Genomic DNA, 22,208 nt, shown 5'->3' on the forward strand with positions numbered 1-22,208 from the left:
TGAGATTGTGCGTCGCGCCGGTCAGTTCTTCCAATCCAGCAGATGGAGCAGATACTCGCCGTATCCGCTCTTGCGCAACGGCTCGGCGAGGTCCCGCAGCCGCTCGTCGTCGATCAGCCCGGCCCGCCAGCAGACCTCCTCGACGCAGCCGATCTTGAAGCCCTGCCGCTCCTCGATGACCCGCACGAACTCGGCGGCCTGCACCATCGTGTTGAAGGTACCCGTGTCCAACCACGCCGTACCGCGATCGAGCACGGCGACGTGCAGCTCACCCCGCTCGAGGTAGGCCGCGTTCACCGCGGTGATCTCCAGCTCACCCCGGTCGCTGGGTTTGAGGTCGCGGGCGATCTGCACCACCCGGTTGTCGTAGAAGTACAGGCCGGGGACGGCGTAACGCGACTTGGGCCGGGCCGGCTTCTCCTCGATCGACAGGACCCGCCCGTCGGGGGCGAACTCGACGACGCCGTAGTCCTGCGGGTTGGCCACCGGGTAGGCGAAGACCCGGCCGCCCTTGACGTCGGCGTTGTCGGACAGGCGCTGGCCGAGGGCGGCGCCGTGGAAGATGTTGTCGCCGAGCACCAGCGCGACGCTGTCGTCGCCGATGAAGTCGGCGCCGATGACGAAGGCCTGGGCCAGGCCCTCCGGGCGGGGCTGTTCGGCGTACTGCAGGTCGAGGCCCCATTGCGAGCCGTCGCCGAGCAGCCGGCGGAACTGCTCGGAGTCCTCGGGCGTGGTGATCACGAGGATCTCCCGGATGCCCGCCATGACGAGGGTGGTGAGCGGGTAGTAGATCATCGGCTTGTCGAAGACCGGCATCAGCTGCTTCGACACGGCCTTGGTCAGGGGCCACAGACGCGAGCCGGTCCCACCGGCGAGGATGATGCCACGCACCCGGCCACCTTACGGGCTGCACACGGCCGGGGTCGACTCTGACATCTGGGTATTGGACTAGACTCCCGAACCCGTGAGAATCCTCGTCACCGGCGGCGCCGGTTTCATCGGCTCGCATTACGTGCGCACCCTGCTCAGCGGGGGTTATCCCGCGTACGCCGGCGCGGCCGTGACCGTGCTGGACAAGCTCACCTATTCGGGTAATCGCAGCAATCTCGCCCCGGTCGACGGTGACGCCGCGCTCACGTTCGTGGAGGGCGACATCTGCGACGCCGCGCTCGTCGGCGAGCTGATGCCCGGCCACGACGCCGTCGTGCACTTCGCCGCCGAGTCCCACGTCGACCGCTCGATCCTGGGCGCCGGCCCGTTCGTGACCACCAACGTGCTCGGCACCCAGGTGCTGCTCGACGCGGCCCGCTCGGCCGGGGTCGGGCGCTTCCTGCACGTGTCGACCGACGAGGTGTACGGCTCGATCGCGGAGGGCTCCTGGACGGAGGAGTGGCCCCTCGCCCCGAACTCGCCCTACTCGGCCTCCAAGGCCGGCTCCGACCTGCTGGCCCTGGCCTACCACCGCACCCACGGGATGGAGGTGGTGCTCACCCGGTGCTCGAACAACTACGGGCACTACCAGTTCCCGGAGAAGGTGATCCCGCTGTTCGTCACGAACCTCATCGACGGTGGCACCGTCCCGCTGTACGGCGACGGCGGCAACATCCGCGACTGGCTGCACGTGTCCGACCACTGCGCCGGCATCCAGCTCGCCCTGGAGAAGGGCCGCCCCGGCGAGGTGTACAACATCGGCGGCGGGCGGGAGCTCACCAACCGCGAGCTGACCGAGGTGCTGCTGGCCGCGACCGGGCGGGACTGGGACTCCGCGGTGCGTTACGTGCCCGACCGCAAGGGCCACGACCGGCGATACTCACTGTCGATCGAGAAGATCCAGGGCGAGCTCGGCTACACCCCCCAGGTCACCTTCGAGCAGGGCATCGCCGCGACGGTGGCCTGGTACAAGGAGAACCGGGCGTGGTGGGAGCCGCTCAAGGCGCGGGCGGCGCTGGGCGCATGAGCCGCTACCTGGTGACCGGGGCCGGCGGTCAGCTCGGCCACGACCTGCGCGCGGTCCTCACCGCGGCCGGGCGGGACGTGACCGCCGCGACCCGGGCCGAGCTCGACGTCACGGACCCGGCCAAGGTCCGCGATCTCGTCGAGGGCCACGACGTGGTGCTCAACGCCGCGGCCTGGACCGACGTCGACGGCGCCGAGGCGGACGAGGCCGGCGCCACCGCGGTCAACGGCACCGCCGTGGCCGCCCTCGCCGCCGCCTGCGCCGCCGCCGGCGCCCGGATGGTGCACGTCTCCACCGACTACGTCTTCGCCGGTGACGCGAGCGAGCCCTACACCGAGGACGCGCCGACGGCGCCGATCAACGCGTACGGCCGCAGCAAGCTCGCCGGCGAGCGCGCCGTGCTCGAAACGCTGCCCGGCACCGGTTACGTGGTGCGTACCGCATGGCTCTACGGCGCCCACGGCGGCAACTTCGTGCGCACGATGCTGCGCCTGGCCCGCGAGCGCGACTTCGTCGAGGTCGTCGACGACCAGGTCGGGCAGCCGACGTGGTCGCGGGACCTGGCCGAGCGGCTGGTCGCCCTGGCCGACGCGGGCGCCCCGGCCGGGGTGTACCACGGCACCGCCTCCGGCCAGACCTCCTGGCACGGCCTGGCGCAGGCGGTCTTCGCCGCGGCCGGGCACGACCCGGCCCGGGTGCGGCGGACCACGAGCGCGGCCTACGTGCGCCCGGCGAAGCGCCCGTCGTACAGCGTCCTGGGCCACGGGCGCTGGGCCGCGGCCGGGCTGGAGCCGATGCGGCCCTGGCATGCCATGCTGACCGCAGCGCTCGCCGACCCGGCGTTCGCGGTACACACGGCGGGAGACCCGCGTTGAAGCTCACCATCGTCACCGGACTGACCGCACTGGCCGTCCTCGCGTTCATGGTCGAGCTGCTGCGGCGGCGGCAGCTGCAGGAGAAGTACGCCATCCTCTGGCTGGCCGTCAGCATCGTGATGCTGCCACTGGCCTTCTTCCCGTTCATCACCGACCGCACGGCGAAGCTGCTGGGCATCGCCTCCGGCGTGAGCCTGGTGCTCTTCCTCGGCATCGTGTTCCTGCTCCTGGTCACGGTGCACCTGAGCTGGGAGGTCAGCCGGCTGGAGGAGGAGACCCGGACCCTGGCCGAGGACCTGGCGCTGCTCAGAAGCGAGCTGGGGCGGCCGCGGCCGCAGGACGGGACGTCACACGCCGAGCAGGGATTGACGCCGGACCTGGCGCGGGAGCTCTCCGATGATCAACGGTAAGCGCGTCCTGATCATCATCCCGGCGTGGAACGAGTCCGCGTCCATCGCCGATGTCGTACGCGAGGTCCGTGGCGAACTGCCGTCGGTCGACGTCATCGTGGTCGACGACGGCTCGGCCGACGACACCGCCGTGCGGGCCGCCGAGGCGGGGGCGATCGTCGCGAAGCTGCCGTTCAACCTGGGCGTCGGCGGGGCGATGCGCACCGGGTACCGCTACGCCCGCGACCACGGCTACGACGTGGCGATCCAGGTCGACGCGGACGGGCAGCACGACCCGCGGTACATCCCCAAGCTCGTGGACGCCCTCGACGATCACGACCTCGTCATCGGGGCGCGCTTCGCCGGAGAAGGCGGCTACAGCGTCACGGGGCCGCGCAGGTGGGCGATGAAGATGCTCTCCGCCGTACTTTCGCGGCTGGCCCGCACCCGGCTGACCGACACGACGTCGGGGCACCGGGCGTGCAACCGGCGGACGATCGAGTTCTTCGCGCACTGGTACCCGGCGGAGTATCTCGGCGACACCATCGAGGTTCTGGTGCGGCTGGCCCGCAACAAGTACAGGATCACCCAGATTCCGGTCGCGATGCGCCCGCGGATGGCCGGGACGCCGAGCAACTCCCCCGTCAAGGCCACCATCTACCTGGGCCGGGCGTTCGTGGTCCTGCTCCTGGCGATGATCCGGGCGTAGCGGCGTGGGGGTGCTGCGGGCGTTCGAGGACCACGAGTACTGGCCGGAGTACAGCACCTTCCTGATCGTCGACAGCGGCCCCGAGTCGCCGGCCCGGGTCCGGGTCGACGAGCGGCTGGGCCAGTACGGCGTGGACACGCAGCCGTGCGGGTCGATCGCCCGGGCCGGCGACGGGTGGGTCGACGGGCGGGGGCACGGGCAATACCACTACGTGCGGCTCGAGGTCCACGACGAGCCCCCGCCGGCCGACGACGACTGGCCCGAGATCGTCGAGTCGCCGTTCTGCACCGGCGGGGTGGTCGGGCTGAGCATGGTGACCGGCGGCGCCCGGGATTCGTTCCGGCTCGGGGAGCCCGGGCTGTACCGGATGCGGTTCTGCCGTCGCCCCGGCGGCGAGTCCTCCGAGTACCTGGTGCGGTTCTGGCCCGTGGACGCGCCCGTCGAGCCGCCGCGGTGGATCGCCCGGTCCGCTGCCCTGCTCGGCGGCAGCCAGCGCGGCGGCGACGGGTTCCGGTACGGCGTCGCGGACCTGGTCATGCTGGTGCTGTGGGCGGGCGAGGCGGGAGCGGCGCTCACCGTGGCCGGGATCGCGGATCGAATGCTGTGTTCGGTCGCGCAGGCGCGGGCGGTGCTGTCCCGGGCCGTCGCGGACGGGGTGATGTCCGGATACTCCGACGACGGCGCCGATGACGCGCCGCTGTCGCCGACGGTTCATGCCAAGCAGCGGGGGCCCGGTGCGGCGCCGGGCTCGAGACCGGTTCCGGCCTCGGCGGCTGGTCCCGCCCGGCCGCCCGTCGCGCACCCGGCGACCGCCCCGCACCTGGCGACCCCAACGGACGTGGCGACCGCATCGGACCCGGCGGCCTCGCCAGTCGCACGCCGCCCGGCGGCTGGTCCGGCGCCGGAAGTCGCTTCGGCAGTTGCGTACGATTTGGGGGGTTTCCCGGCCTCGCACCGGATGCACCACGGGGCGCGCCTGCAGTGGGTGTCGACGAGCCGCGCGTCGCCGCCGAAGCCGAACGTCCCGGAGGGGCCGCCCCCTAAAGCGGGATTTGTCGGATCCAACGGCGAGCTGGTGGTGTGGCGCGACGGGGCGCCCATCGTGCTCGCGACCTGGCCGAGGGCTCAGGTCACGCGGGCGATGCAGACCCGGCACGGCACGGTCCTGCTGGCCTCGACGCAGGCGGCGCTGGTCCGCCCGGACGGCGAGTTCGTGCTGCTCGGCACCGGGCTGATCGGAGGCGGGCGGGTCGACGCGGACGGGGAGCACTTCGCCGCCGCCGAGCATCATCTGGGCCGGCGGGCCTGGTCGCGGGTACATTGCTTCACGCTGGGCGACGGCACCGACCACGTCATGCCGCCGGGGCGGTTCGAGGACATGAACGCCGGCGTGTACGGCATCCATGGCGGCTTCGTCTACGCGCACGACGGCCGCAGCCCCGTGCGCTGGCGGCCCGGCGAGGACCCGGAGCCGCTGCCGTTCGACCTGCGCCAGATCGACCCGTACAGCGGTGTCATGCTGGCCCGCGACCGCGGGCACCCGACACTGCTCGTGCGTTCGCGCGACAATCTCGTGCCGCTGGAGGTCGACCCGCTCGCCACCCTCGCACCCGGCGGGCGATGGTTGCAGCAGTGGGTCTACAACCCGCCGATGCTGATGCTGCACGAACTGCCGTACCCGGTAACAACCGAGGGCCGGGGCCTGCAACTGCCGGGCGGCAGCCAGACGGACGCCCTGCTGAGCGGGCCGGTGTGGGAGGACGCCACGCACGTGCTGGTGCCGGCGCGGCACGGGACCAACGACCTGGGGGTGCCGCTGGTCCGCCTGGACGTGACGACGGGCGCGATCGAGCGGGTGCCGCTGCCGCAATCCGGACAGTACCGGCCGATCATCGTCGCGCCCCTCTGGACGGACTGACAACCGACCGGCCGGCCGCGGTCCGGGGCCGCTTGCCCCGGCGTGGGCTACCGCCGCAGCGATGGACGCCTCCGGCGAAAAACCGGCCCCGTGCGAGCAGGGGGGACGGGCGCTGCCCGGGCGAGGGATGGCCTCGTACTGGGCGCGGCGACGGCGCTCCTCCGGCGAGGGACGGCCTCGTGCGAGCGCTCCCGGCGAGGACTGCCGTGGGCCGAACGCAATCCCGGCGACGGACGCTCCCCTCCACCAGGGGGCTGCCTCCCCCAGCCAGCGAGGATCGCCGTCAGCCGTGCGCAATCCCGGCAACGGACGCTCCCCTCCACCGGGACTGCCTCCCCAGCGGGTGAGGACTGCCGTCAGCCGTGCGCGATCCCGGCAACGGACGGCCCCCACCGACGCCCTTCCCCAGCCGACGAGGATCGCCGTCAGCCGAGCGCAAATTCCGGCGACGGACGCGCCTTCACCGGCCTGCCTTCCCCAGTTGGTGAGGACTGCCGTCGGCTGAACGTGATCACGGTGACGGACGCTCCCCCGCCGGGGACTGCCTCCCCCAACTGGTGGCTCGCTGTCCCGGCGAGGGTTACTCGTCCTCGGACGAGTCGTCCTCGGAGGGGGACGGGCCGGAGGCGTTGTCGGCGGGGGTGCTCGGGGAGGAGGGCGGCTGGGGGCGGTCCTCCAGGGCCTCCTCGACGTCGGCGTCCTTCGGGGGCGTCGTGGTGTCCTCGAGGATGGCGGTCAGGGCGAGGCCGGTCAGGCGGCGGAAGGTGCGGCCGGGGCGGTTGCGGTCCAGGACCGCGACCTCGAGCTGGTTGGCCGCCAGCTTGCGTGGCTGGCCGCCCTCGCCGCCGACGCTGCCCAGACCCTCGACCGCCAGTTTCAGGGCCTCAGCGAGCGTCTGGTCGGGTCGCAGGCGGCTCTTCACGGCGCTGGCGATGGCGTCGGACTGGCCGCCCATGGTGACCATGCCCTGCTCGTCCTGGACGGAGCCGTCGTAGGTGATGCGGTAGAGCTCGTCGTCGTCCGCGGTCGTGCCGGCCTCGGCGACGCAGATCTCGACCTCGTAGGGCTTCTGCTCCTGGGTGAAGATCGCGCCGAGGTTGCGGGCGTAGAAGTTGGCGATCTGCCGGCCGGTGACGTCGCCGCGGGCGTAGGAGTAGCCGTGCAGGTCGGCCAGGCGGACCCCGGCGGCGCGCAGCGCCTCGAACTCCGGGTAGCGGCCGACGGCGGCGAAGCCGATGCGGTCGTAGATCTCGCTGACCTTGTGCAGCGCGGTCGACAGGTTCTCGGCCACGAACAGCACGCCGCCCTCGTAGCTGAGCACCATGACGCTGCGCCCCCGGGCGATGCCCTTGCGCGCGTATTCCGAGCGGTCCCGCATGATCTGCTCGGGCGAGGCGTAGAACTGCATGGCCACGGTGGCGAGTTCTCCTTCTGCTGGTGGAGGGCTGAGGGCTGGGGACTTAGTGGCCGGGGTTCTCGGAGCGCTCGGCGATGATCTGCTCGGCGACGGCCCGGGTCTCGTCGTCGCTGAGCCGGCGGGTGCCCTCGACCGTGGCGGTCATGATCACCGGGAAGATGCCCCGCAGCAGGTCGGGGCCGCCGGTCGCGGTGTCGTCGTCGGCGGCGTCGTAGAGCGCCTCGATCGCGAGCTTCACAGCGTCCTCGGTGGTCACGCCGGGCCGGTAGCGCTTCTTGAGCGAGCCCTTCGCGAACAGCGAGCCGGAGCCGATCGAGTCGTAGCCGCGCTCCTCGTAGACCCCGCCGGCCACGTCGAAGCTGAAGATGCGCGCGGCCTTGTCGGCGCTCTTGGCGTCGAGGTCGAAGCCCGCGAACAGCGGCACGACCGCCAGGCCCTGCATCGCGGCGCCGAGATTGTTGCGCACCATGCTGGCCAGGCGGTTAGCCTTGCCCACCAGCGAGAGCATGCTGCTCTCGATCTTCTCGTAGTGCTCCAGCTCGACCTGGAACAGCCGGATCATCTCCAGGCCGAAGCCCGCGGTGCCGGCCATGCCGACCAGCGAATACGCGTCGGCCGCGAAGACCTTCTCAATGTCGCGCTGGGCGATGAGGTTGCCCATGGTCGCGCGCCGGTCGCCGCCCATGAGGACGCCGTCGGAGCAGGCGATCGCGACGATCGTGGTGGCGTGTGCGCTCACGTCGGCCGCCATCCCCGGCGGCAGCGGCCGCCGCCCCGGGAGCATCTCCGGCGCCACGCTCGTCAGGAACTCGGTGAACGACGAGGTCCCGGTGGCGTGAAACGCGGCGGGCGGGCGCCCTGAGTGGTCAAGACCCGACGGCAACGGAGCCCTCCTTGGTGCGGGTGGAGTGATCGACTGTGGTGGGCCAACAATACGCCCGGACGCCGCCTGTGCGCGGCGCGCCACCACGCTGTGGGCGAACAGGCGCCGCCACCCGCGTGGAGCCGACGGGCACCGCCCGCCCCGACGGAGCGACCGGCGGCCGCCGCCCAGGTCGAGCGAACCGACAGCCGCCCAAGTCGAGCGAGCCGACCGTCCGCCGCCCAGGTCGGGTGAGCCGACGCAGCCACCCGCGTGGGGCGAGCCACGGCTGCCGCCCGGGGTGGAGCGAACCGGGATGAAGCGAACCGAGGTAGAGCGAACCGACGAACCGAGGTAGAGCGAACCGAGATGGAGCGAGGAACCGAGATGGAGCGAACCGGCACCGTCCGTCCGGGCCGGTGAACCGGTCACGCCCCGTGCGGGCCGGCCGACGACCGAGAGGGAGCGAACAGGCACCGCCAGCCCGGGGCCGGCGAAATGGTAACGCCCCCGTGCCGGTCGGCCGGTGACGCCCTGCGTGCCGGGCGAGCGGACGGCCGCCGTCCGGCCGGACGAACGGGCACCGCTCGTCCCAGGCAGAGCGAACAGGCACCCCTCGAACCTGGTGGAGCAGAAGAGCACCGCCTGGACTTGGTGGAGCGAACGAGCACCGGCCGTCCCAGGCAGAGCGAACGGGCACCGCTCGAACCGGGTGGAGCGAACGGGCACCGCCCGCCCCAGGCAGAGCGAACGGGCACCCCTCGAACCTGGTGGAGCAGAAGAGCACCGCCTGGACTTGGTGGAGCGAACGGGCACTGGCCGTCCCAGGTAGAGCGGACGGGCGCCGTCTGGGCTGGGTGGAGCGGACAGGTACGCCCGCCCGGGTGACCGGACGGGCGGCCTGTGGTGGCGGCTACTCGCCGCCCTTTTGCACGTATCCGCGGACGAACTCTTCGGCGTTCTCCTCGAGCACGGAGTCGATCTCGTCCAGCAGGTCGTCGACGTCCTCTCCCAGCTGTTCGACCCGCTCGGCTGTCTCCGGGTTGACCTCAGGCGCGGCGACGTCCTCTTCCTCGTCGCGGCGCGACCGGCCGGATTGGGACTGTCCGCCCGTATCCCTCGTAGCCATGATTCATCCTCCTCGGGGGGACCACCAAACGAACCGCTGCATCGAACTTACCCGGAAGTGATCGCTTCGAGCAGATCCTTTGCGCTCGGGCACTTGTCGAACAGCGCCCCGACGTGTTTCTTCGTCCCCCGCTCGGGCTCCATCATCGGCACCCGGACGAGGGACTCGCGGCCCACGTCGAAGATGACGGAGTCCCAGCTCGCCGCCACCACCTCGGCCGGGTATTTGGCCAGGCAGCGACCCCGGAAGTAGGCCCGGGTGTCGTCCGGCGGCTCGACGATCGCGCGCTGGATCTCCTCCTCGGAAAACAGGGTCGCCATCGAGCCGCGGGCGACCAGGCGCTGGTAGAGACCCTTCTCGGGGCGGACGTCGGAGTATTGCAGATCGACCAGTTGCAGCTTGTGCGAGCTCCAGCCGAGCGACTCGCGCTCCCGGTAGCCCTCCAGCAGCCGCAGCTTGGCCACCCAGTCCAGCTCGCCGGCGCACAGCATCGGGTCGCGCCCGAGCTTGTCCAGCGCGTCCTCCCAGCGGTCGAGCACGTCGAGGGTGATCTCGTCGGCATCGTCGCCCTGCCGGCCCTCGACGAAGGCGCGGGCGCGCTCGTAGAACGCCCACTGGATGTCCAGGGCGGTCAGGCGGCGGCCGTCCCGCATGCGGATGAGGTGCTTGAGCGACGGGTCGTGGCTGACCGACTTGAGCTCGGTGACCGGGTCCGCGATGCCCAGGTCGCCGGAGAGGACCTTCTCCTCGATCATGGCGAGGATCAGCGACGTGGTGCCGACCTTGAGGTAGGTCGAGATCTCCGACAGGTTGGCGTCGCCGATGATCACGTGCAGGCGGCGGTACTTGTCCGCGTCGGCGTGCGGCTCGTCGCGCGTGTTGATGATCGGCCGCTTGAGCGTGGTCTCCAGCCCGACCTCGACCTCGAAGAAGTCGGCGCGCTGGGAGATCTGGAAGCCCGGGCCCGACCCGTCCTGGCCGATGCCGACCCGGCCGGCGCCGCAGACGATCTGCCGGGTGACGAAGAACGGGGTGAGGTGCATGACGATGTCGGCGAACGGCGTCTGCCGGCGCATCAGGTAGTTCTCGTGGGCGCCGTAGCTGGCACCCTTGTTGTCGGTGTTGTTCTTGTACAGGTGGATCGGCAGCGTGCCCGGGATGGTCGCGGCGCGCCGGGCGGCCTCGGCCATGACCCGCTCGCCGGCCTTGTCCCACAGCACGATGTCGCGGGGGTTGGTCACCTCGGGCGTCGAATACTCCGGGTGGGCGTGGTCGACGTAGAGCCGGGCGCCATTGGTCAGTATCACGTTGGCCAGGCCGAGGTCCTCGTCGGCGAGCGCCTCCGCGGGGTCGTAAAGTGCACCCGAATAGGTGAATCCCCGGGCGTCGCGCAGCGGCGACTCCTCCTCGTAGTCCCACCGGGCCCGGCCGCCCTTGGTGAGCTCCGGCCGCGCCCCGTAGGCGTTGACCACCTGGGAGGACGTGACCATCGGGTTCGCACCCGGCTGGCCGGGCACGGAAACGCCGTACTCGACCTCGGTGCCCATCACGCGCCGCACACTCATGCCACAACCCTAGTCGTAGAGACCGCCGCCCTGCCCACACCGGACGGGCCAGATTGTTCCAAGCGTAAGCGGGCGGTGACCCTGAGGTCGCCGCCCGCTCATCGCGTGCTCACCCGTTACAGGTATTGGCCGGTGTTGGTGGCGGTCTCGATGGACCGGCCGGCCTCCGCGCCCTTGCCGCCGGAGACGAGCGTGCGGATGTACACGATCCGCTCGCCCTTCTTGCCGGAGATGCGGGCCCAGTCGTCGGGGTTGGTGGTGTTGGGGAGATCCTCGTTCTCGCGGAACTCGTCGACGCACGAGTCCAGCAGGTGCTGGAGGCGCACGCCCTTCTGGCCGCTGGACAGGAAGTCCTTGATCGCCATCTTCTTCGCCCGGTCGACGATGTTCTGGATCATCGCGCCGGAGTTGAAGTCCTTGAAGTACAGGACCTCCTTGTCGCCGTTGGCGTAGGTCACCTCGAGGAAGCGGTTCTCCTCGGTCTCGGAGTACATCCGCAGGACGACCGCGTCGATCATGGCGGCCACCGTCGCCTCGGCCGAGTCGCCGTGCTCGGTGACGTCGTCCCGGTGCAGCGGCACGTCGGTCAGGATGTACTTCGAGAAGATGTCCTTCGCCGCCTCGGCGTCCGGCCGCTCGATCTTGATCTTCACGTCGAGCCGGCCGGGGCGCAGGATCGCCGGGTCGATCATGTCTTCCCGGTTCGACGCGCCGATGACGATGACGTTCTCCAGGCCCTCCACGCCGTCGATCTCGCTGAGCAGCTGGGGGACGATCGTGTTCTCCACGTCGGAGGAGACGCCGGAGCCGCGGGTGCGGAACACGGAGTCCATCTCGTCGAAGAACACGATCACCGGCGTGCCCTCGCTGGCCTTCTCACGGGCCCGCTGGAAGATCAGCCGGATGTGCCGCTCGGTCTCGCCGACATACTTGTTGAGCAGCTCGGGACCCTTGATGTTGAGGAAGTAGCTGGTCTGCCGCTCCTCCCCGCGCTGCTCGGCGATCTTCTTGGCCAGCGAGTTGGCCACCGCCTTGGCGATGAGGGTCTTGCCACAGCCGGGCGGGCCGTAGAGCAGCACGCCCTTCGGCGGGCGCAGCTTGTGCTCCCGGAACAGGTCGGCGTGCAGGAAGGGCAGCTCCACCGCGTCGCGGATCTGCTCGATCTGCGGAGACAGGCCGCCGATGTCCTCGTAGTTGACGTCGGGCACCTCCTCCAGGACGAGCTCCTCGACCTCACTCTTCGGGATCCGCTCGTAGGCATACGCCGAGCGGGGCTCGATCATGAGCGAGTCGCCGGCGCGCAGGGGCGCGTCGGCGAGGGTGTGCGCCAGGTGGACGATCCGTTCCTCGTCGGCGTGCGAGATGACGAGGGCACGGTCGCCGCCCTCGAGGACCTCCTTCAGCATGACGACCTCACCGGCCCGCTCGAACCCGAGCGCGTCGACGATGTTGAGGGCGTCGTTGAGCAGGACCTCCTGGCCTCGGCGCAGTTCCTCGGTCTCGATCGCCGGGGACACTGCCACGCGCAGCTTGCGCCCGCCGGTGAACACGTCGACGGTGCCGTCGTCGTGGCGGGCGAGGAAGACGCCGTAACCGCTCGGCGGCTGTGCCAGGCGGTCAACCTCCTCCTTCAGCGTCACAATCTGGGCCCGGGCCTCCTTGAGGGTGGCCACGAGCCGCTCATTGTTTTCCGTCAGCCGGGCAATCTGCGCCTGCGCTGCCGCGAGCCGCTCCTCGAGCTGTCGCACGTGTCGCGGGGTCTCCGTCAGCTTGCGCCGCACCAGGGCGAGTTCCTCCTGAAGAAACGCGACCTGCGTGGAGAGATCGTGGGCGTCCTTCTCCCATCGTGCGGCGCGCGTCTCCGCGTCGTCGCTGCGTGCCACGTCCCACCTCCCCGGGGGCTTTGAACGTTGTGCTCTAACACTAACTGCTGATCGCCGGTTCAGGCCCCCTCGAACACGTGCGCCACCGGGTGTTTACAAATCCGGGATGCTCACCGGCCCCTATCCACCACCCTTTCCGAACCCGTTGCGGCGTGTGTCACGGCCCCCTGCACGGTTTCGGGGGCTTCGGGTAGCGTCAGGGGCGTGAGCGTGCAGACTGCCCAGGAAACGCTGCAGGTGTGGGTCGACCAGGACCTGTGCACCGGCGACGGGCTGTGCGTGCAATACGCACCGGAGGTCTTCGAGTTCGACGTCGACGGGCTGGCCTACGTCAAGGGGCCGGACGGCGAACTGCGACTGGCGCCCGGCAGCCGGGTGGACGTGCCCTCCCACCTGCGCCTGGAGGTCATCGACGCGGCCAAGGAGTGCCCCGGGGAGTGTATCCACGTGCACCGTCAGGCCGACGACGTGCCCGTCGCCGGACCCAACGCCGAGGACTGAGCGGCCCGAGCGCCGGACGCCGACGACCGAGCGGCCCGCACGCCGAGGCATGACGCGTTTGCGCAGGTAGCGCCGCCGCCGACGACCGAGCCGCCCGAACGCCGGATACTGAGGGCTGACGCGTTTGCGCAGGTAGGGCCGCCGCCGACGACCGAGCCGCCCGGACGCCGGGCACTGAGGGCTGACGCGTTTGCGCAGGTAGCGCTGCTTTTGCACGTGGCCACGCGGACCTGGCAGGGCCAGGGCCAGCGAAGCTGGGCCCCGGCCCGGTGTCTGGCGGGAGCAGCGGTCTGCAAGTGACGCGGCCCGAGCCCGGAAAAAATCTTTGAAAGCTAGAGCATCGGCTTCCCGACCAGGGAGCTCACCAGGCGGGCGAACTCCTCGAGGCGGGCGATCTGCCCGGCGCCGCCGTCGTCGAGGGTCTTGCCGAAGCGCAGCGCGTCGTGGCGGATCACCGAACCGGCCTCCTCCGCCGCCACGTTGGCCTCGTCCAGCGACGTGAGCAGCAGGTACACGTCGACGCTGTCGACCCGGTAGGTGCCGTTCGGGTTGCGGCTGATCCGCCGGCGGCAGCCGACCTCGGTCACCGCGGAGAGGGCCACCACCCGCAGCGACGAGGTCATCGAGCCCGGCGGCGCCTCCTCCGGCGGGATGTCCTCGCCGTGCCAGAGGATCAGCCGGTTGCCGTCGCAGACCACGACCTCCTGCCAGACGCCGTTGACGTCGTTGACGAACCGCTCCAGGGTGAAGCCCAGGACGCTCTGGCCCCGTAGCACCCCCGCGAGCGCGTCGAGCGCGATGTCCGGATCGCGCAGGTATGCCCGGGCCGCCGACTCCAGATCCGGGTACGGCGACCAGTCGGGAAAGACCGCGGGTAGGTCACTGAAGCTCGGTCGGCTCATGCCCTTCGGCCTCCTCGTCTGCCCGTGCGGCCGCGGCGGCCGCCAACCGCCGCGCCGCGTACGCCTCGGCCCCCTTGCTCGGCTTGCGCCGCCGCGGCGGCGCGGTCACGCCCGGAGCGAGCTTCCGGGCGCTGACCAGGAACGCCGTGTGCGCGATCATCCGGTGGTCGGGCCGCACGGCCAGACCCTCGACATGCCAGTCGCGCACCAGGCTCTCCCACGCACGAGGTTCCGTGTACCCACCATCCTCGCGCAAGGCCTCCACCAACTCCGACAGTTGGGGCGTAGTTGCCACGTAGCCGATGAACACCCCGCCGGGGATCAGCGCCCTCGACACGAGCGGAAGGATCTCCCAGGGGGTGAGCATGTCCAGAATTATCCGATCAAACCCGGCATCTTCGCAGCCGGCCACGTCCCCGACCCGCAGGGTCCAGCCTGGTTGCGGGCCTAAGAAGGCCTCGACGTTGCGCCTGGCGATCTCGGCGAAATCCTCCCGCATCTCGTACGACGTCACGCTCCCCGTTGGCCCCACGGCCCGCAGGAGCGAGCAGGTGAGCGCGCCGGAGCCGGCCCCGGCCTCCAGCACCCGGGCGCCGGGGAAGATGTCGCCCATCGCGACGATCTGGGCGGCGTCCTTGGGGTAGATCACCTGGGCGCCGCGGGGCATGGACAGCACGTAGTCGCTCAGCAGGGGGCGCAGGGCCAGGTACTGCGTGCCGCCGGTCGAGGTCACCACGCTGCCGTCCGCGAGGCCGATCAGCTCGTCGTGGGCCAGCCGGCCGCGGTGGGTGTGGAACTCCTTGCCCGCCTCCAGCACGATGGTGTGCATCCGGCCCTTGGGGTCGGTGAGCTGGACCCGGTCGCCGGGGCGGAAGGGCCCCCTCCGGACGGCGGACGGGTTCTCGACGGGGCTCTCCACGGTCACGTGCTGTTCCTCCGGACGGTCGGCCTGCGCGGCCGCCGGGTCGGGGCCACGAGGGAGACGAGCTCGGCGCCGCGCAGGACGCCGTGCACATCCTCTCCGGTGACCACCAGGTAGTCTCCGCCCGGGTCGTCCCTGATGGCCTGCAGCAGCTCCGCGCCGCGCAGGTCCCCGGCGAGCACGTGATCGCGGTCGATACGCCGGGTCACGTCGCCGATCGGCACCCAGGGCCGCCGCTCGGCTGGTACGGCCCGCGCCGACGCCCCGTGCACGAACCCGACCAGGCTCCCGCCGCCGTCGACCACCGCGACCACGGGCCGGCGTTCGTCGCCGCCGAGCGCGGCGATCCGGTCGACCTCCGACAGCGGCGTGTCGGCCGTCACCGCCACGACCGGCCGGGCGAGCTCCCGCGCGCTGAACGGGGGCAGGCGGGCGGTCGCCTTGGCGTGGCGGATCGCCTGGCCGGCCCCGACCCACATGGTCAGGGCCACGAGCAGGGTGAACAGGGTGCCGAAGTACCCCTTGACGAGCGGGGACCCCAGCAGCAGCAGGGCCACGCCGGCGGTCGCGAGGGCCAGCAGCCGCCCCACCCAGCCGGCGGCGATCCGCCCGGTGTTGGCGTCGCCGGTGGCTTTCCACACGAGGGCCTGCAGCGCCCGGCCACCGTCCAGCGGCAGCCCCGGCAGCGCGTTGAAGACCGCCACGACGATGTTGGACAGGGCCAGCTGGAACGCGAACGTCTCGGCGATCCCGCCGCGCGGCAGGACCGCGGCGGCCGCCGCCGCGAGCAGGCCGAGCACGAGGGAGACGACGGGGCCTGCGAGCGAGACGTAGAGCTCCACGCCCGGCCGCGGCGCCTCGCGCTCCATCTCCGTGTAGCCGCCGAGCATCTCCAGGGTGATCCCCCGCACACCGATCCCGCTGCGCCGGCTCGTCACCGCATGCCCGAGCTCGTGCAGCAGTACTGAGACCAGCAGGCACACCACGAACCCGAACCCGACCGCGAGCCCCGTCGTGAACGGGATCGTCTCCGACCGGCTGGTCATGTACTGCCCGTAGGTGACCGTGATCAGCACCGCCAGCAGCAGCCAGGACGGGGCGAGGTAGATCGGCACGCCGGCCAGCCGGCCCAGCGGGATCCCCGCCCCGCGCTCCCGGGGCTGCGGGCGGACAGCCGGCGACGCCGGCGCGGATGCCGTGCGGTGTTCGTCCATCGTCCCCGATGCTACGGGCTGGCGGGTTCGAAACCAGTTTTCGTCGTACCCCCCGTTTACCCTCTTGGGCATGACGGTGCCCGTTACCTCCGCCACCACTGCCGACAGCGCCCCCGCGCTGCCTACCCTGTCGCCGTCGCGCGCCGCGGACTTCAAGACCTGCCCCCTGCTCTACCGGTTCCGAAGCATCGACCGCCTCCCCGAGCGCGCCACGCCCGACCAGGCCCGCGGCACCCTGGTCCACGCGGTGCTGGAGGTGCTGTTCGACGCGCCGGCCGGCGAGCGCACGCCGGAGCGGGCCGCCGAGCTGGCCGCGCCGCAGTGGGCGCGGCTGGTGGAGCAGGAGCCGGAGCTGGCCGAGATCTTCTCGGGCACCGAGCTGACCGTCGAGCAGTTCCTGGCCGAGGCCCGGGACCTGCTCGGGGGATATTTCGCGCTCGAGGACCCCAACCGGCTGGAGCCGGCCTCCCGCGAGTCCTACGTCGAGGCGGAGGTCGACGGGCGCCTGGTCATCCGCGGGATCATCGACCGGCTGGACGTCTCCCCGGCCGGCGACGTGCGGGTGGTCGACTACAAGACCGGCGGGGCGCCCCGGGAGGCGTTCGAGGCCCGGGCGATGTTCCAGCTCAAGTTCTACGCGCTGGTGCTGTGGCGGACCCGGGGCGTGGTGCCGCGGGTCCTGCGGCTGATGTATCTGCGCGATCAGGAGGTCTGCGACTTCGCGCCGGACGCGGACGACCTGGCACGATTCGAGCGCACGCTGCTGGCGCTGTGGCAGGCGATCGAGCTGGCGACCGTGAACCAGGACTTCCGGGCGAAGCCCAGCCGGCTGTGTGGGTGGTGTGCCCATCAGGCGCTTTGCCCGGCCTATGGGGGGACGCCGCCGGCGTTTCCCGGGTTGGCCTCGTCTTCGGGTGAGTTGGTTGTCGAGCGGGACTGATCGCGGGGTTTGAGGATCCCTTTCCGGGGAGGCAGTTGGGTTCGTCGGTGGTGGGTGCCTGCCGTGGTTCAGGCCGTCGCGCTGGGGCCGGTTGGTACTGTCGTGGCGGTCCGGCGGTACACAGCGTCGTGGTCGAAGCCGCCGCGCCGGGCCGGAACCGCGGTAGCGAGCGGCGACATGCGCCGCTGTGGTCGAAGCCGCCTCGCTGGGCCGGGTCAAACCTGCGGGACGCTCGCGCCGCCGCGGTCCGGGCTGTCGCGCTGCGCCTGGTCGAAACTGTGGTGGGCCGCTGTGGTGGAGGCCGTCGTGCTCCTGCGGGTCGGAACTGTGGGGCGCCACTGTGGTTGAGCCGTCGCGTCGCGCCGGGCCGGAACCCCGATGGGGGGGCAAGTGCGGTCACATGTCGCTGTCAATGCCTGCCTGCCGTTCGCCCAGGCCGCCTTCGGTGGTCGGAATGTCACGCTGCGCAGCGTGAGGTGTCGATGATTTGGTGGCGTGCTGTAGCGTTAGATTGAGACGAGCGCAGCCGCAACGCACTGCTGCAGCTTCTTGCGCCGACGCAGCTTCACGCCACCCATTGTGAAGGAAACGGTCGACGCACGTGCCTCGTGCGTCGTCGTCGTTCTTGAGGCGCTCGGAAATGCTGGCCGGTGGTCCGTTGGGATAGGGTTGGACGGATTTCGTGCGTGACATTTCCCGGGAAAAGCTCTCATGTGCTGGCCGGCGCTGATGCTCGCCGGTATTGCTTCGCGGTGTCGTGTCGGCGGGCCGGCGCGGATTCTCGCGGGCGTGCCCGCGCCGCGCCGACGGGCCGGCGGGATGGCGCTGATGCAGTGGGTGCGGCCCGGCGCTGCGAGGCGCAGCCGGGTTGATCGGCGCCATGCATCGGGTGCGGCACTGCGGTGTGGTCGTCCGAGCCGGTATCGATCCCGGGGTGGTCCGGGCCGCGCGGGCGTTTCGGCCACTGGCGGCGTTTCGGCCACTGGCGGCGTTTCGGCCACTGGCGGCGTTTCGGCCACTGGCGGCGTTTCGGCCACTGGCGGCGTTTCGGCCACTGGCGGCGTTTCGGCCACTGGCGGCGTTTCGGCCAGCGGCGGCGCTTCGGCCAGCGGCGGCGCTTCGGCCAGCGGCGGCGCTTCGGCCGGCGGCGGCGCTTCGGCCAGCGGCGTGCCGAGGCCCTGTCCTTGGCTGGCGGTGCCGAGGTCCTGGCTGGGGCCTTGGCCGGCAGCCGCGCCGAGGTCGCGGTCGTGGTCGTGGTCGTGGCTGGCGGCCGCGCCGTGGCCGTGGCCGTGGCCGTGCGCGGTGCCGGGGTTTCGGCTCGGCCATGCCGGGGTCGTATGTGGCGCTGAGGTCGGGGCGGGGGCCGGGGCTGGTTCGTTCACTGAGCCTTCCCGGCCATCGGCAGCCACGCTTGCCGATGGGGTGCTCGCGCGTATTCGGCGGAGTTTCTCGGCATGTCGTTGAGCGAGGCCCCACGCGCGATGCCGGGCATGTTCCCGGCGGAACTCCTCATTCGCCGCGGAATAACGACGCGACCTGGTCCGGTCACGCATGGCAGCCAATTCAGACTTGCTAAACAATTGCAGCTGCCCCATGTATTCATTTTCCCAGAATCCAGCCGGACCCGCTGCCCCACACGGCTGGCGGAAATGTCAAATGGTGCACGCACACGCCGCGTTGAGGCATGCTACCCAACGTGACGGTAGCTGGCTGGACCGAAGGCGACGACAAGACGGCTCGGCAACGCCGATACCCCGCCGTGGCGGGCCTCATCGAACCGGCGACATGCGCCGTCCTGGTCGAAACCGCCGCGCCGCGCTGCGCCGCGCCGGAACCGCGGGCTCGGGCGGCGACGTGCGCCGTCGTGGTCGAAGCAGTCTCGCTGCGCCGGGTCGGACCTGCGGGGCGCTGCCGTGGTCCGGGCCGTTGTGCCCCGCCTTGTCGCCGCTGTCGTGGTTCGTGGGCGGTGCGCGCCGCTGTGGTCCGCTCTGGCGGGGGCCGGCCTGCGGTAGCGGGCGATCATTCGCGGCGCCGGGGTTGAAGGCCGTCACGCCTTGGCTCGGCTGGTCGGCGGGGCCCGGGGCGGGCTTGCGCCCGGATTTGTCGGACTTTTCGGTCAACGTGATACAAGAGGGATTTGTCGTGATTGGCGGATCGCGGGGAAAGACGAGTCATCCTCGCGGTGGGACGGGTCATCCCTTGGGAGGAGGGCCTGTCGTATGCGGCGATGAATGGGTGGGCGTTCGGGGCCGATACCGTCGACAGGGTGCGAAGCGTCAAGGAAGTGCTGGGGTGGCGTGGGGTGCCGCCGCTCGTTCAGGACGTGGCGCTCACGATCATGCTCGCGGCTGTCACCGTTGCCGTCGAGTCCGTCGCTCATCGGGCGATCGGGATTCGGAATCTTGAGGCGCAGCTGGTGTACGACGTCCTCGGGCTGGCCGTCGTCGCCGTCCGGCGGCGGGCACTCTGGTTCGCCGTGGCCTGGACGTCACTGTACGCCGTGGTGCCCTTCCTCGGCGGGCTGCACCTGGTCGACGGCGGGCTCGGGGTCATCGTCATGACGTACACGGCGGCCGCCTACCTCCCGGTGCGGCGCGCGCTCGCCGCGGCGGTGGCCATGTGGGTGCCGGGGATCGTGCTGGTCTCGCTCGTCGGGCAGACCGCGCAGAGCCAGTTCTACCCCGACATCAAGCTTGCCCTGACATTCAACTGCATGTCGGCCCTGGTGTGCTTCACGGTCGGGCGGACGGTCGCGACCCGGCGGGCGTACATCGCGGCGCTGGAGGACCGGGCCCGCACCGCCGAGACCAGTCAGCGGGCGCTCACCGAGAAGGCCGTGGCCGAGGAGCGGCGGCGGATCGCCCGGGAGCTGCACGACGTCGTCGCGCATCACGTCAGCGTCATGGGGGTGCTGGCCACCGGGTCCCGGCGCATGCTGGCCCGCGATCCCGCCGCGGCCGACGAGGCCCTGGCCACCATCGAGGAGACCGGGCGGACCGCGCTGCGGGAGATGCGGCGGCTGCTCAGCGTGCTGCGGACCGAGGCCGAGCCCGCCGGCGAGCTCGCTCCCCAGCCGGGGCTGGCCGGGATCGAGGGGCTGGTCGAGCAGATCCGGGAGGCGGGAGTGCCGGCGGTGCTGCGGGTGGACGGGGAGCCCGAAGTGGTCGAGCCGGGGATCTCGCTCACGGTGTACCGCATCGTGCAGGAGGCGCTCACCAACGCGCTCAAGCACGCGGGCGCGGCCTCGGTCGAGGTCCGGCTGTCGTTCAGCGCCAGCGACGTCACCGTGGAGATCTGTGACACCGGGCGGGGGCCGCAGCTGGGGACCGCGGCGGTCGGGCACGGGCTGCTCGGCATGCGGGAGCGGGTGATGCTCTACGGCGGGACCCTGCGGACCGGGCCGCGACCCGGGGGCGGATACCGTGTGCACGCGAGGATTCCGATCGAGGCACCGGCAGAGAGGCAGTTGGCGAGTTGAGCGAGGCGCGTCCGATCCGGCTGCTGCTCGCCGACGACCAGCCGCTGCTGCGCACCGGGTTCCGCATGGTGCTCGGCGGGGAGCCCGACCTGGACATCGTGGCGGAGGCCGGGGACGGGGTCGAGGCCGTCGAGCTGGCCCGGCGCCTGCTGCCCGACGTGGTGCTGATGGACATCCGGATGCCGCGGATGGACGGGGTCGCGGCCACGCGGATGATCGTCGAGGCCAAGCTGCCGGTCCGGGTACTGATTCTCACGACGTTCGACCTGGATGAGTACGTCGTCGGGGCGCTGCGGGCCGGGGCCAGCGGGTTCCTGGCCAAGGACGTGCCGGCCGACGATCTCGTCATCGCCATCCGCACCGTCGCCGCGGGCGAGGCCGTCGTGGCGCCGCGGATTCTCAAGCGGCTGCTGGACAAGTTCGCCGACGCGCTGCCGGACCCGAACGCGGCGCCGCCGCAGGACCTGCGGAGCCTCACGGACCGGGAGCGCGAGGTGCTGGTACAGCTGGCGAAGGGTCTGTCCAATGCGGAGATCGCCCGGGCACTGTCCGTGAGCGAAACGACCGTCAAGACCCACGTCGGGCACGTGCTGACGAAGCTCGGGCTGCGCGACCGGGTGCAGGCCGTCGTTCTCGCGTACGAGACCGGGCTGGTCCGCCCCGGCTCCTGACCTCGTTCTCGGGAACGAGGGACGGCTGGCCGGCGTCCCTTAGCGTGAGGTGGACAAGCAAGAGTGTGTCCATTTCCGAGGGGGACTGAGCGTGACCACGACTGTCACGACCGGGGACGGCGTCGCCGCCCGCGCGGTTGACGTGTGGAAGGTGTACGGCAGCGGCGAGGCTCAGGTCATCGCGCTGCACGGGGTGAGCGTCGAGCTCGAGCGTGGCCACTTCACCGCGATCATGGGGCCGTCGGGGTCCGGCAAGTCGACGCTGATGCACACGCTCGCGGGGCTCGACTCGGTCACGCGGGGGGAGATCTTCGTCGGTGACACCCGGCTGACGGGAATGTCGGACCGGGCGCTCACCGACCTGCGGCGGACCAAGGTCGGGTTCATCTTCCAGCAGTTCAACCTGCTGCCGACGCTGACGGCGCAGGAGAACATCCTGCTGCCGCTGTCCATCGCTGGGCGTAAGGCGGACCCGGCGTGGTACGACACCGTCATCAAGACGGTCGGGCTCGTCGACCGGCTCGGGCACCGGCCCAGCCAGCTCTCCGGCGGCCAGCAGCAGCGCGTCGCCTGCGCCCGCGCGCTGGTCTCGCGGCCGGAGGTCATCTTCGCCGACGAGCCCACCGGCAACCTCGACTCCCGCTCCGGCGCCGAGGTGCTGTCGTTCCTGCGCAACTCCGTGCGCGAGTACGGCCAGACGATCGTCATGGTGACCCACGACCCCAACGCGGCCTCGTACGCCGACCGCGTCATCTTCCTGGCCGACGGCCGGATCGTCGACGAGCTGCGCGAGCCGACCGCCGATGCGGTGCTGGACAAGCTCAAGGGTCTCGACAGCGCCGCCGGCCGGCTCGCCGACGAGGTGGCCTGACCGCC

Annotated in this window: 21 protein-coding genes; 11 read left to right on the forward strand and 10 right to left on the reverse strand. The window is 71.2% G+C overall.

The window, feature by feature from the left end:
• Positions 1 to 21: 21 nt before the first annotated feature.
• The gene (gene rfbA, locus ACQPY0_RS40185; RefSeq protein ID WP_432973301.1) at positions 22 to 891 is read right to left on the reverse strand and encodes a glucose-1-phosphate thymidylyltransferase RfbA; all 870 of its coding nucleotides are present in this window, start codon (positions 889 to 891) and stop codon (positions 22 to 24) included.
• Positions 892 to 964: 73 nt separating this feature from the next.
• On the opposite strand from rfbA, the gene rfbB reads away from it, so the two are divergent.
• The 5 genes from rfbB to ACQPY0_RS40210 are packed head-to-tail and all read left to right on the forward strand — an operon-like array spanning position 965 to position 5,848.
• Positions 965 to 1,957, forward strand: coding sequence for a dTDP-glucose 4,6-dehydratase (gene rfbB, locus ACQPY0_RS40190; RefSeq protein ID WP_432973304.1), 993 nt, complete (start codon positions 965 to 967; stop codon positions 1,955 to 1,957).
• Positions 1,954 to 2,832 (forward strand): dTDP-4-dehydrorhamnose reductase, encoded by an 879-nt coding sequence (rfbD, locus tag ACQPY0_RS40195; RefSeq protein WP_432973307.1) that lies wholly within the window; start codon positions 1,954 to 1,956, stop codon positions 2,830 to 2,832. The genes rfbB and rfbD overlap by 4 nt, the downstream gene beginning before the upstream one ends.
• Positions 2,829 to 3,242 carry a DUF2304 domain-containing protein gene (locus tag ACQPY0_RS40200; protein WP_432973310.1) on the forward strand — a complete coding sequence of 138 codons (414 nt, stop codon included), beginning with the start codon at positions 2,829 to 2,831 and terminating at the stop codon, positions 3,240 to 3,242. The genes rfbD and ACQPY0_RS40200 overlap by 4 nt, the downstream gene beginning before the upstream one ends.
• Positions 3,229 to 3,930, forward strand: a complete 702-nt coding sequence (locus tag ACQPY0_RS40205) for a glycosyltransferase family 2 protein (RefSeq protein WP_432973313.1) — start codon at positions 3,229 to 3,231, stop codon at positions 3,928 to 3,930. Before ACQPY0_RS40200 ends, ACQPY0_RS40205 begins: the two co-directional genes overlap by 14 nt.
• 4 nt (positions 3,931 to 3,934) lie before the next feature.
• A complete protein-coding gene (locus ACQPY0_RS40210) occupies positions 3,935 to 5,848 on the forward strand; it encodes a hypothetical protein (protein ID WP_432973316.1) in 1,914 nt (637 codons plus the stop codon).
• A 580-nt stretch (positions 5,849 to 6,428) separates the two neighbouring features.
• Here ACQPY0_RS40210 and prcA read toward each other — a convergent pair.
• From prcA to arc, 5 genes are all read right to left on the reverse strand, one after another.
• Positions 6,429 to 7,262, reverse strand: coding sequence for a proteasome subunit alpha (gene prcA / locus ACQPY0_RS40215; protein ID WP_432973318.1), 834 nt, complete (start codon positions 7,260 to 7,262; stop codon positions 6,429 to 6,431).
• Between the two features lie 46 nt (positions 7,263 to 7,308).
• Positions 7,309 to 8,148: a proteasome subunit beta gene (gene prcB / locus ACQPY0_RS40220; protein WP_432973321.1), complete on the reverse strand. Its 840-nt coding sequence runs from the start codon at positions 8,146 to 8,148 to the stop codon at positions 7,309 to 7,311.
• 892 nt (positions 8,149 to 9,040) lie between these two features.
• Positions 9,041 to 9,256 carry a ubiquitin-like protein Pup gene (locus ACQPY0_RS40225; protein WP_392809369.1) on the reverse strand — a complete coding sequence of 72 codons (216 nt, stop codon included), beginning with the start codon at positions 9,254 to 9,256 and terminating at the stop codon, positions 9,041 to 9,043.
• A 47-nt stretch (positions 9,257 to 9,303) separates the two neighbouring features.
• Complete coding sequence (gene dop, locus ACQPY0_RS40230; RefSeq protein WP_432973325.1) at positions 9,304 to 10,821, reverse strand: depupylase/deamidase Dop; 1,518 nt, start codon at positions 10,819 to 10,821, stop codon at positions 9,304 to 9,306.
• Between the two features lie 116 nt (positions 10,822 to 10,937).
• Entirely contained in the window at positions 10,938 to 12,704 is a 1,767-nt protein-coding gene (gene arc, locus ACQPY0_RS40235) for a proteasome ATPase (protein WP_432973328.1), read from the reverse strand.
• A 210-nt stretch (positions 12,705 to 12,914) separates the two neighbouring features.
• Between arc and ACQPY0_RS40240 the strand changes: the two genes are divergently transcribed.
• On the forward strand, positions 12,915 to 13,205 hold the full coding sequence (locus ACQPY0_RS40240; RefSeq protein ID WP_432995556.1) for a ferredoxin: 291 nt from the start codon (positions 12,915 to 12,917) through the stop codon (positions 13,203 to 13,205).
• 332 nt (positions 13,206 to 13,537) lie between these two features.
• Here the strand turns inward: ACQPY0_RS40240 and ACQPY0_RS40245 are convergent, their stop codons facing one another.
• The 3 genes from ACQPY0_RS40245 to ACQPY0_RS40255 are packed head-to-tail and all read right to left on the reverse strand — an operon-like array spanning position 13,538 to position 16,153.
• Positions 13,538 to 14,107: a hypothetical protein gene (locus ACQPY0_RS40245; RefSeq protein WP_432973331.1), complete on the reverse strand. Its 570-nt coding sequence runs from the start codon at positions 14,105 to 14,107 to the stop codon at positions 13,538 to 13,540.
• Positions 14,085 to 15,032 carry a tRNA (adenine-N1)-methyltransferase gene (locus tag ACQPY0_RS40250; protein WP_432973334.1) on the reverse strand — a complete coding sequence of 316 codons (948 nt, stop codon included), beginning with the start codon at positions 15,030 to 15,032 and terminating at the stop codon, positions 14,085 to 14,087. Before ACQPY0_RS40250 ends, ACQPY0_RS40245 begins: the two co-directional genes overlap by 23 nt.
• Positions 15,029 to 16,153: a M50 family metallopeptidase gene (locus ACQPY0_RS40255; RefSeq protein WP_432995558.1), complete on the reverse strand. Its 1,125-nt coding sequence runs from the start codon at positions 16,151 to 16,153 to the stop codon at positions 15,029 to 15,031. The genes ACQPY0_RS40250 and ACQPY0_RS40255 overlap by 4 nt, the downstream gene beginning before the upstream one ends.
• Positions 16,154 to 16,313: 160 nt before the next feature.
• Here ACQPY0_RS40255 and ACQPY0_RS40260 point away from each other — a divergent pair, with 160 nt between their 5' ends.
• The gene (locus ACQPY0_RS40260) at positions 16,314 to 17,183 is read left to right on the forward strand and encodes a RecB family exonuclease (RefSeq protein WP_432973337.1); all 870 of its coding nucleotides are present in this window, start codon (positions 16,314 to 16,316) and stop codon (positions 17,181 to 17,183) included.
• A gap of 396 nt (positions 17,184 to 17,579) precedes the next feature.
• Here the strand turns inward: ACQPY0_RS40260 and ACQPY0_RS40265 are convergent, their stop codons facing one another.
• Positions 17,580 to 18,065 (reverse strand): hypothetical protein, encoded by a 486-nt coding sequence (locus tag ACQPY0_RS40265; protein WP_432973340.1) that lies wholly within the window; start codon positions 18,063 to 18,065, stop codon positions 17,580 to 17,582.
• Positions 18,066 to 18,085: 20 nt separating this feature from the next.
• On the opposite strand from ACQPY0_RS40265, the gene ACQPY0_RS40270 reads away from it, so the two are divergent.
• The 4 genes from ACQPY0_RS40270 to ACQPY0_RS40285 all read left to right on the forward strand — a co-directional run bounded on the left by ACQPY0_RS40270 (position 18,086) and on the right by ACQPY0_RS40285 (position 22,203).
• Positions 18,086 to 18,532, forward strand: a complete 447-nt coding sequence (locus tag ACQPY0_RS40270; protein ID WP_432973343.1) for a hypothetical protein — start codon at positions 18,086 to 18,088, stop codon at positions 18,530 to 18,532.
• Positions 18,533 to 19,449: 917 nt separating this feature from the next.
• Positions 19,450 to 20,661, forward strand: coding sequence for a sensor histidine kinase (locus ACQPY0_RS40275; protein ID WP_432973350.1), 1,212 nt, complete (start codon positions 19,450 to 19,452; stop codon positions 20,659 to 20,661).
• A gap of 65 nt (positions 20,662 to 20,726) precedes the next feature.
• Positions 20,727 to 21,332 carry a LuxR C-terminal-related transcriptional regulator gene (locus ACQPY0_RS40280; protein ID WP_432995560.1) on the forward strand — a complete coding sequence of 202 codons (606 nt, stop codon included), beginning with the start codon at positions 20,727 to 20,729 and terminating at the stop codon, positions 21,330 to 21,332.
• 91 nt (positions 21,333 to 21,423) lie between these two features.
• Positions 21,424 to 22,203: an ABC transporter ATP-binding protein gene (locus tag ACQPY0_RS40285; protein ID WP_432973353.1), complete on the forward strand. Its 780-nt coding sequence runs from the start codon at positions 21,424 to 21,426 to the stop codon at positions 22,201 to 22,203.
• Positions 22,204 to 22,208 lie beyond the last annotated feature (5 nt).

This window comes from Dactylosporangium sp. CA-233914, assembly GCF_050942935.1.
GTDB lineage: Bacteria > Actinomycetota > Actinomycetes > Mycobacteriales > Micromonosporaceae > Dactylosporangium.

Coding starts and splice junctions, on each gene's coding strand:
- rfbD (WP_432973307.1), top strand. CDS start 1,954: ATGAGCCGCTACCTGGTGACCGGGGCCGGCGGTCAGCTCGGCCACGAC.
- ACQPY0_RS40205 (WP_432973313.1), top strand. CDS start 3,229: ATGATCAACGGTAAGCGCGTCCTGATCATCATCCCGGCGTGGAACGAG.
- ACQPY0_RS40225 (WP_392809369.1), bottom strand. CDS start 9,256: ATGGCTACGAGGGATACGGGCGGACAGTCCCAATCCGGCCGGTCGCGC.
- dop (WP_432973325.1), bottom strand. CDS start 10,821: ATGAGTGTGCGGCGCGTGATGGGCACCGAGGTCGAGTACGGCGTTTCC.
- ACQPY0_RS40245 (WP_432973331.1), bottom strand. CDS start 14,107: ATGAGCCGACCGAGCTTCAGTGACCTACCCGCGGTCTTTCCCGACTGG.
- ACQPY0_RS40260 (WP_432973337.1), top strand. CDS start 16,314: ATGACGGTGCCCGTTACCTCCGCCACCACTGCCGACAGCGCCCCCGCG.
- ACQPY0_RS40265 (WP_432973340.1), bottom strand. CDS start 18,065: ATGGCGCCGATCAACCCGGCTGCGCCTCGCAGCGCCGGGCCGCACCCA.
- ACQPY0_RS40280 (WP_432995560.1), top strand. CDS start 20,727: ATGGTGCTCGGCGGGGAGCCCGACCTGGACATCGTGGCGGAGGCCGGG.